The 2,962-nt window shown below is 72.6% G+C and carries 3 protein-coding genes and 1 pseudogene; 1 reads left to right on the top strand and 3 read right to left on the bottom strand.

Annotated elements, in window-relative coordinates:
• Positions 1 to 27 precede the first annotated feature (27 nt).
• Positions 28 to 669 (bottom strand): dihydroxyacetone kinase subunit DhaL, encoded by a 642-nt coding sequence (gene dhaL, locus D8M34_RS17745; protein WP_085606912.1) that lies wholly within the window; start codon positions 667 to 669, stop codon positions 28 to 30.
• Positions 669 to 1,661, bottom strand: a complete 993-nt coding sequence (dhaK, locus tag D8M34_RS17740; protein ID WP_025103834.1) for a dihydroxyacetone kinase subunit DhaK — start codon at positions 1,659 to 1,661, stop codon at positions 669 to 671. The genes dhaL and dhaK overlap by 1 nt, the downstream gene beginning before the upstream one ends.
• Before the next feature lie 148 nt (positions 1,662 to 1,809).
• On the opposite strand from dhaK, the gene D8M34_RS17735 reads away from it, so the two are divergent.
• On the top strand, positions 1,810 to 2,577 hold the full coding sequence (locus D8M34_RS17735) for an IclR family transcriptional regulator (RefSeq protein WP_085606781.1): 768 nt from the start codon (positions 1,810 to 1,812) through the stop codon (positions 2,575 to 2,577).
• Between the two features lie 30 nt (positions 2,578 to 2,607).
• Here D8M34_RS17735 and D8M34_RS19090 read toward each other — a convergent pair.
• Positions 2,608 to 2,962, bottom strand: a pseudogene (locus D8M34_RS19090) (recombinase RecQ); the annotation flags it as partial.

The raw sequence follows: 2,962 nt of genomic DNA, 5'->3' as shown, positions 1-2,962 counted from the left end.
CGCTGTGGGAGACGGCGACGATCCCGATCATCCGGCGTCCGCGAGGGCCGCCGCGAGCGCCTCGAACAGGAGCGCGGTCGAGGCGGCTCCGGGGTCGAGGTGGCCCGCGCTGCGTTCCCCGAGGTAGCTCGCCCTGCCCTTCCGGGCGACGAGCGGCACCGTGGCGTCGCGGCCGGCGGACGCGGCATCCGCCGCCGCCCTGGCGGCGGACGCGGCATCGGCTCCTCCGGCGAGGGCGGCGTCGAAGGCATCCACCGCGGGCGCCATGGCGTCGAACATCGTCTTGTCGCCCGCCTCGGGCTTGCCCCGCGCGACGATGCCCTCGAGGCCCGCCCGGAGCGCGGCGGCGAGCGCCGGTCCGTCGAGCGACGTGACCGCACCGGCGGACATCCCCATGCGCAGGAAGAACGTGCCGTAGAGGGGGCCGCTCGCGCCGCCCACCGAGCTCACCAGGGTCATGCCGACGGTCTTGAGCAGCTCGTCGATCGTCGCGGGCGTCGTCGCCGCGAGCTTCTCCCCGACCGCCGAGAAGCCCCGCGCCATGTTCGCGCCGTGATCGGCGTCCCCGATGGCGGAGTCCAGTTCCGTGAGCCAGTCCCGTTGCGCCGTGACGGCTTCCCGGTACCGGGAGATCCAGTCGACGAGGGCGTCGGTGCCGACGGCCGCCATCACGCGCCCCACCGCAGGCCGGGGGTGATCACCGGGGCGTCCCACAGCCGCAGCAGCTCGTCGTCGGCCTTGAGCACCGTGACGGAGCACCCGGCCATGTCGAGGGACGTGATGTAGTTGCCGACCAGGTTGCGCGCGATCTGCACTCCGGACCTCTCCAGGATCGACGCGACCTCGCCGTACATGAGGTAGAGCTCGATCAGGGGCGTGGCCCCCATGCCGTTGAGCATCACGATCGCAGGCCCGGTGGCGTCGAGGTCGCCCAGGATCGGCTCGACGAGCTGCCGCGCGATCTCCGACGCGGGGGCGAGCGGCTCACGGTGGCGGCCCGGCTCGCCGTGGATGCCGATGCCGATCTCCATCTGGTCGTCGGGGAGGTCGAAGGTGGGCTTGCCCGCGGCGGGGACCGTGCAGCTGGTGAGGGCCATGCCCATGGAGCGTCCCTGACCGTTGATGCGCTTCGCGAGGTCGACCACGGCCGCGAGGTCGCGGCCCTCCTCCGCCGCCGCCCCCACGAGCTTCTCCAGCAGGACCGTGAGGCCGACGCCTCGGCGCCCCGCGGTGTAGAGCGAGTCCTGCACGGCCACGTCGTCGTCCACGACGACCGTGCCCACCTCGATCCCTTCCATGGCGGCGAGTTCGGCGGCCATCTCGAAGTTCAGCACGTCGCCCGTGTAGTTCTTGACGATGTGCAGCACGCCGGCGCCGCGGTCGACCGCCTGGGTGGCGACCTGCACGCGGTCGGGGGTGGGCGAGGTGAAGACCTCGCCGGCGACGGCCGCGTCGAGCATGCCGGTGCCGACGTAGCCGCCGTGCAGGGGCTCATGGCCGGATCCGCCGCCGGAGACGACGGCCACCTTGCCCTGCGCCTTCGGTGTCGCCCGGGTGATGACGTGGTTCTCCAGGTCGACCGAGAGTTCGGGGTGTGCGGCGGCGACGCCCTTCAGTGACTCGACGAGGACGTCCTCCGGGGCGTTGATGAGCTTCTTCATCCTGCGATCTCCTTTGATGCGGCGTGAGTCTCGAGCGAAAATCCGAAAAGGATTCGTCAATGTCGAATATGCTCGGAGCCTGCCGGGTTGTCAAGATCGATCCGGCGACCGGAGACCCGGCTCGACGACGACCGGAAGGAGGACGCGCATGATCCAGGCGATCGATCGCGCGGCGAAGATCCTCGACCTGCTCCAGGGCGCCCGCCACCTCGGCATCACGGACCTCTCCGCAGCCCTGAGCCTGCCGCCGTCGACCGTGCACGGCCTCGTGAAGTCGCTGCGCGCGCACGGCCTCGTCGCGAAGGAGCGCGGCGGACAGCGGTACATGCTCGGCCCCACCCTGCTGCGACTGAGCAACGTGTACCTCGACACCCTGGACGTGCGGGCGCGGGCGATGCGCTGGACGCAGGAGCTGGCGCGACGCACCGGGATGTCCGTGCGCCTCGGCGCCCCGCACCTCACGGACGTCCTCGTGATCCACCACAACCTCCGCCCCGACGACAGCCCGCAGATGCTGGAGACGGGGATGGCGGTCCCCGCGCACGCCTCCGCGATGGGGAAGGTGCTCCTCGCGTACGACCAGGGCTTTCAGCAGAGCGTGTTCGCCGAGCCCCTGCGCAGCCTCACCGGCGACACGGTCACCGACGTGGCGCGACTGACCCTCGAGCTGCCGGGGATCGCGGAGCGCGGGACGGCGGCGGAGAGCGACGAGGCCGTCCTCGGCGAGTCGTCTCTCGCGGCGCCGATCGCCGACGCCTCGAACACGATCGTCGCCGCGGTGGCCGTCGTGCTCCCGACCGCGGAGGCACCGGCATCCGACACCGTCGTGCACGCGCTCCGCGAGACGGCACGGAACATCTCCCGCGAACTCGGCGCGACGTCCTGGCCACCGCCCGTGGCCCCCGCCGAGGACTGACGGCGGGCGCGTCCTCCTCGATCCCGGCGGTCAGCCGCGCAGGGCGAGCGCGAACGGCAGCACGGCCGTGGCCCCGGCCTGCCGCACCGCGCGCGCCGCGACCGTCAGGGTCCAGCGACTGTCGATGAGGTCGTCGACGAGCAGCACCGGGCCGGCGGGGACCTCGAGATGCGCCGCGTCGAAGCGGTCCCATACCCCCGCGAGCCGGAACACGCTGTTCCCGCCCGCCTGCCCCGAAGGCCCTCCGCCGCGCCACTCCAGCGCGCCGAGGTACGGCAGCCGCCCGATCTCGGACAGCCCGCGGGCGAGGGAGTCGACGAGCTGCGGATGCGACCGCGACGGCATCGCGATCACGGCCACCGGCCGCTCCGCCCAGCCCCACCCC

Origin of the sequence: Microbacterium sp. HSID17254 (assembly GCF_003989315.1) — a bacterium.
GTDB lineage: Bacteria > Actinomycetota > Actinomycetes > Actinomycetales > Microbacteriaceae > Microbacterium.
The sequence above is the reverse complement of the archived record's forward strand: the minus strand, read 5'-3'. Positions and strand labels throughout refer to the sequence as shown.